Genomic DNA, 5,790 nt, shown 5'->3' with positions numbered 1-5,790 from the left:
ACTTCAGCAGGTGCCTTTTCTACAAACGCGGCATTGCCAAGTTTTGCTTCAGTGCGCTCGATATCCTGAATTAGTTTAGTGCTCTCTTTGGTAAGGCGGGCGATTTCCGCATCTTTATCAATCAGGCCTGCCATTGGTACCAGGATTTCCATTTGGCCAACCAAGGCTGTGGCAGACATAGGTTCGGTCTCACCGGTGTTCAGCCAGGTAACGCTTTCCAGTGATGCTAATTTCTTCAGGAATTGCTGGTTGTTGTTCAGGCGCTGCTGATCTTCACTGGTACCATTTTTAAATAGTACCGGTAAATCTTTAGCGGGAGAGATGTTCATCTCGCCGCGAATATTGCGCACACCCGCAACCACCGATTGCAGCCATTCAACATCGTTTAATGCTTGTTGATCGATTTTGCTGTCATCCGCTTGCGGATAGGGTGCATGCATGATTGTTTCGCCCGTTGCACCTGAGAGCGGTTTGATAATTTGCCAAATTTCTTCAGTGATAAATGGCATCAGTGGATGTACCAAGCGGAAAATAGTTTCCAGTACGCGCACCAGTGTACGGCGAGTACCTTTCTTTTGCGCTGCTGTTGCATCGGCATTAAACAAAACCGCTTTGGTCGCCTCCAAATACCAGCTGCAGTATTCGTCCCACACAAACGAATAAATTGCTTGTGAGGCTAAATCCAGTCGATAGTTATCCAGATTTTCCGCAACCATTTTTTCTGCGATTTGCAATTTACTAATAATCCAGCGATCGCCTAGCGACAATTCATAATCACTTGAGCCATCCTGCCCGCAGTCCTGGTTTTCACATTGCATCAATGTAAAACGCATGGCGTTCCAGATTTTGTTACAGAAGTTGCGATAGCCTTCTACGCGGCCCATATCGAATTTAATATCGCGACCAGTCGATGCAAGTGAGCAGAACGTGAAGCGCAATGCATCTGTTCCGTAAGCCTGGATTCCTTCCGGAAATTCTTTGCGGGTTTGCTTTTCGATTTTGCCGGCATCTTTTGGATTCATTAAACCGGTTGTGCGTTTTTGCACGAGGGTTTCCAAATCAATGCCGTCGATAATGTCGAGTGGGTCGAGCACATTGCCCTTGGATTTCGACATTTTTTGACCTTGGCCATCGCGCACCAAACCATGTACGTATACGGTTTTGAACGGAATTTGCGGCGTGCCATCTTCATGCTTCACCAAATGCATAGTGAGCATAATCATGCGCGCAACCCAGAAGAAAATAATATCGAAACCAGTTACTAGCAAATCGGTCGGATGGAATTTTTTCAGGAATTCCGTTTGCTCTGGCCAGCCGAGTGTTGAGAAAGTCCACAAACCTGAGCTGAACCAGGTGTCCAATACGTCTTCGTCCTGATTCAAGTTTACATCCGCACCAAGATTATATTTGCTGCGTACTTCCGCTTCATTGCGACCAACATACACTTTGCCGCTTGCGTCATACCACGCAGGGATACGATGGCCCCACCACAATTGACGGCTGATACACCAATCCTGAATGTCGCGCATCCAGGAGAAGTACATATTCTCGTATTGTTTCGGTACGAACTGGATGCGACCGTCTTCAACCGCAGCGATTGCCGGTTCCGCTAATGGTTTGGTACTTACATACCATTGGTCAGTTAACCATGGTTCGATAACAACGCCTGAACGATCACCGCGCGGTACTTTCAAGCCGTGGTCGTCAATTTTTTCCAGCAATTGAGCTGCTTCAAATGCAGCGACAATTTGCTTGCGCGCTTCGTAGCGATCGAGCCCGGCGTATTGAGCGGGCAGGGTGCCGTCGATTTGCGTATTGAGGCTGCCATCCAAATTAAAAATTTGAGCAACACCTAAAATCGCGGCGTTTTTATCGAGCACATTAATCAAGGGCAAATTGTGGCGCTTGCCTACTTCATAGTCGTTGAAATCGTGTGCGGGAGTAATTTTCACGCAGCCAGTGCCGAACTCGCGATCAACGTAATCATCGGCAACGATTGGAATCAAACGATTAACCAATGGCAGCAGAACAAATTTACCGATCAGCGATTTGTAACGCTCATCTTCAGGGTGAACCGCAACAGCACTATCACCCAACATGGTTTCAGGGCGAGTGGTTGCAACGACCAAATAATTTTTGCCGTCAGCGGTGGTGGCGCCCTCGGCTAATGGATAGCGCAGATTCCACAGTGAGCCTTTTTCATCGTGGTTTTCCACTTCCAGGTCAGAAATGGCGGTGTGCAGTTTAGGATCCCAGTTCACCAGACGTTTGCCGCGATAAATCAGGCCGTCATCAAACAAGCGAACAAAGGCTTCCTGCACTGCGGTAGATAAGCCGTCATCCATGGTAAAGCGCTCGCGGCTCCAATCGACTGACGAGCCCAAGCGGCGAATTTGACGAGTGATGGTGCCACCGGATTGCTCTTTCCATTCCCATACTTTCTCGAGGAATTTTTCGCGCCCGAGATCGTGGCGGCTGACACCTTGCGCCGCCAATTGGCGTTCGACCACCATTTGCGTGGCGATACCCGCGTGGTCGGTACCCACTTGCCACAATGTATCGTCGCCTTTCATGCGGCGATAGCGAATCATGGTGTCCATTACTGCATTGTTAAACCCGTGCCCCATATGCAGGCTGCCAGTGACATTCGGTGGCGGAATCATCATGCAGTAGGGGGTGCCGTCTCCAGCAGGCTTAAAATAGCCTTTTTCTTCCCAGGTTTGGTACCACTGGCGTTCGATAGCATGGGGTTCGTAGGTTTTTTCCATAGCAATAACAGACTCTTGCGGATGCCGCTGCGCGGCTGATCAATAGGCGTAAAAACAGGCTGGCGATTATACATTCTGGCGTCGGTATGGCCTAGTCGAACATCTGATAGGTTAGAATAATCACCTACAACTTCCTCAATAGTCTTGGGTTGCTTATGACCGATTCAGTGATTCAACATTCTCCTATAGATGCGGTGATAACTTGGGTAGATGGCGCTGATCCTGCTCATAAAGAAAAGCTTGAGAAGTACATTTTGAGCATTGGTGGGCAACGTCCTAGGGCTGCGAGTACGGCACGTTTTCACAGTCTTAATGAAATTGAATATTGTGTTGTATCCTTACTTAAATTTGCACCTTGGATTGGTACTATATTTGTGGTGAGTGATAATCAGGCTCCCGGTTTTATTAAAAAGCTTGCTGGTACAAAATACGAGTCGCGTGTGAAGGTAATAGATCATCGGATAATTTTTTCTGGGTATGAAGATTGCCTTCCATCATTCAGTAGCATGTCCATTGCGAGTTTGCTTTGGCGAATCCCTGGTTTATCAGAGCGCTTTATATTTTTGAATGATGATTTTTGTTTAATTCGTTCATTGTCTCCTGATGCATTTTATCGAGATGAAAAGGTGGTACTGCGTGGCTCATGGAAGGTTCAAACCGAGCGACGATTGATAAAAAAAATAGTCAATTGGTTTAAAAGATGTTTTGGTGTAGGAGAAAAAAATACTTCTAATTCTAGGGTGCGGTTTATCGGTGTTCAGGAAAATAGTGCAAGAATGTTTGGTTACATGCAGAATGTATTTCAGTTAGAGCATAATCCACATCCATGGCGAAAATCAGTGTGGCGTGACTATTGCGAGCGATATCCAGAAATCTTGAAGACCAATATCAGTTTTCGTTTGCGTTCACCGCTGCAATTTGTTCCGGAGGGCTTCAGTGCCCACTGCCTATTAAAAATGGGGCTGGCAGTAGTAGATAATCAGCTGCGAACATTACAAATCAAACCTGGTGATCAGGCTTTGATACGGATAAAAGCCAAGCTCGCTCAGGCTGATCGTGACGAGTCCTATGTATTTGCATGCTTTCAGAGTCTTGAAAGCGCATCACCGGAAACATTGGCTATAATTCTTGGCTGGATTGATAAGCGTATTGGTGATCTAGATCATTTCCTGGCACAGGAAGCAGCTGCTGACCGTGAAATTTACCCTGAATCAAAGTGTATTTGAGTTTTGACAAGGCATCATTGTTTGGAATAAATGGTGTAGAGATTTTCAAGTTCTAAAGCGCAGCTCCTTAGTTGGAACTTGCTTTTTATTAGCTCCTGCTGATTATTAATGATGTCCAAGTAGCTTTCTGGAGTAGCGAGTATGTTGGTCAGTGTGCCCGCTAGTGCATTGCTATCTTTCTCGGCAAAAGTAAAACAGGTTTCTCTGTCTATTAGATTATCGCCAACTCCCCCAGATGATGAGCTAACCACGAATACACCACTGGCTTGCGCCTCAAGAATAGATATCGGCAGGCCTTCTGCGTCACCACTATTGGCTGTAATGCTCGGCAAGCAAAATATTTTGCAATTATCGATTTGCTCTTTGACTTGGGTGCTGGTTAACGCACCAGTGAAAGTGACGTCAGATAAATTTAATTGATTTATCTGAGTGCGTAATTGCTCTTCCATTCCGCCCTTGCCAACAATTATTAGTTCAGCATCTGGAACGGCCTTTTTAACTGCCGCAAAGGCCTCAATCAGATATTTCGCTCCCTTCTTTTCCACAAGACGACCAACGTAAAGAATTCGGTTTTTTCGCTCTAATATTGGAACTGGACCCGGAGCAAAATCTTCAGTATTTACACCTATATAGCTCACGGTAATCTTTTCAGCTGGAATGCCGAACTTAATAGCACGATCTCTAATTGCACTGGATACTGCCAGAAAATGCACTTTAGGTTCTTGGGCAAGCTTCAGTAATTGTTGCGGATACTTACGCTTTCTGCGGCCGCGTTTACCTGATTCCCACCATTCTCTATAGATACTGATATCAAAACCATGCAGTGTGACCAACATGGGCAAATCCAATGCTTTTGCATAAGGCCAAATGTCAACCGCCGATGTTCCGAAGTGTGCGTGAACCAGATCCGCATTGATATCTTTTAATGTGTTGATGCCAGCTGGATCGGCTTTATTGAGCCAGCGATAAGCCATATAAAGCAAGCGGCGGGGGAGAGAACTTCCCTGGGGTAACAGTAATTGCGACTGAATCATCGAGAAGTCAAGGCTGCGACCAAGGTATTTATGCCCGACTAAAATAGGCTTCCAAGAAACAAGCGCAAGCGCCTGCTGCTTGATAAACGTTTCGGAATAAGACAGCAAACCATCTTGATAAATAATGACTTTTTTGCTCATAAGCATTCTTTGAATATTAGGTCTTAACTGGAGGTGGTTGTATCGGATGGTATTGCAATCAAAAGTTACACATGTCATTACAAAGTGGCAAGTTAATTATGAATTTTGCGGGTTCTATCTTGTTTGCTTTTTATGCTTGTAGGTATAAAATGCAATCGCAAGTTTGGCGGCTGTTAAAAAAGGACAATAACAAGAATAGTTAACACTTTTTTGATCTACGAAAATGAAGTGCTAAAGGATTATAACTATGGCGATGCCTTGGTTAAGTGTTTTAATTCCAGTATATAACGTCAAGGATTATCTTGATGATTGCTTTCAGTCAGTTCTTTCGCAGTGCGATGAGAATATTGAAATCATCGCTCTCGACGATCGGTCAACTGATGGCTCATTTGAATATTTACAAGCAGTCGCTGCAAAAGCCTCCCATCCGATAAAAATTCTGCAACATGCACATAATCGTGGCCTTAGTGCTGCGCGCAATTCGCTGGTGGCTGCGGCCACCGGTGAGTATGTATGGTTTTTGGACTCTGATGATGTGATAGCTGATGGAGCAATTGATCAGCTTAGAGGTATCGTCAATCGTCATTCGCCAGATTTGGTTATGTGTGACTATCAGATATG

4 protein-coding genes are annotated in these 5,790 nt (G+C 45.4%); 2 read left to right on the top strand and 2 right to left on the bottom strand.

What is annotated here, in order from left to right; genetic code table 11:
* A partial coding sequence (locus tag ACWA6V_RS15955) for a valine--tRNA ligase (protein ID WP_449523418.1) occupies positions 1-2,768 on the bottom strand: 2,768 nt, incomplete at its 3' end.
* A gap of 155 nt (positions 2,769-2,923) precedes the next feature.
* On the opposite strand from ACWA6V_RS15955, the gene ACWA6V_RS15950 reads away from it, so the two are divergent.
* Positions 2,924-3,994, top strand: a complete 1,071-nt coding sequence (locus ACWA6V_RS15950) for a Stealth CR1 domain-containing protein (RefSeq protein WP_449523417.1) — start codon at positions 2,924-2,926, stop codon at positions 3,992-3,994.
* 14 nt (positions 3,995-4,008) lie between these two features.
* Here ACWA6V_RS15950 and ACWA6V_RS15945 read toward each other — a convergent pair whose 3' ends face one another.
* Positions 4,009-5,169, bottom strand: a complete 1,161-nt coding sequence (locus ACWA6V_RS15945) for a glycosyltransferase (protein ID WP_449523416.1) — start codon at positions 5,167-5,169, stop codon at positions 4,009-4,011.
* Between the two features lie 247 nt (positions 5,170-5,416).
* Between ACWA6V_RS15945 and ACWA6V_RS15940 the strand changes: the two genes are divergently transcribed.
* Positions 5,417-5,790 (top strand): glycosyltransferase family 2 protein (locus ACWA6V_RS15940; protein WP_449523415.1); only part of this gene is annotated, 374 nt, incomplete at its 3' end.

The organism is Cellvibrio sp. (assembly GCF_053579595.1).
This window is presented reverse-complemented; position numbering and strand designations above follow the sequence as displayed.

Bases quoted from the DNA above. Each gene is read 5' to 3' on its own strand.
- ACWA6V_RS15950 (WP_449523417.1), top strand. From the start codon at position 2,924: ATGACCGATTCAGTGATTCAACATTCTCCTATAGATGCGGTGATAACT.
- ACWA6V_RS15945 (WP_449523416.1), bottom strand. From the start codon at position 5,169: ATGAGCAAAAAAGTCATTATTTATCAAGATGGTTTGCTGTCTTATTCC.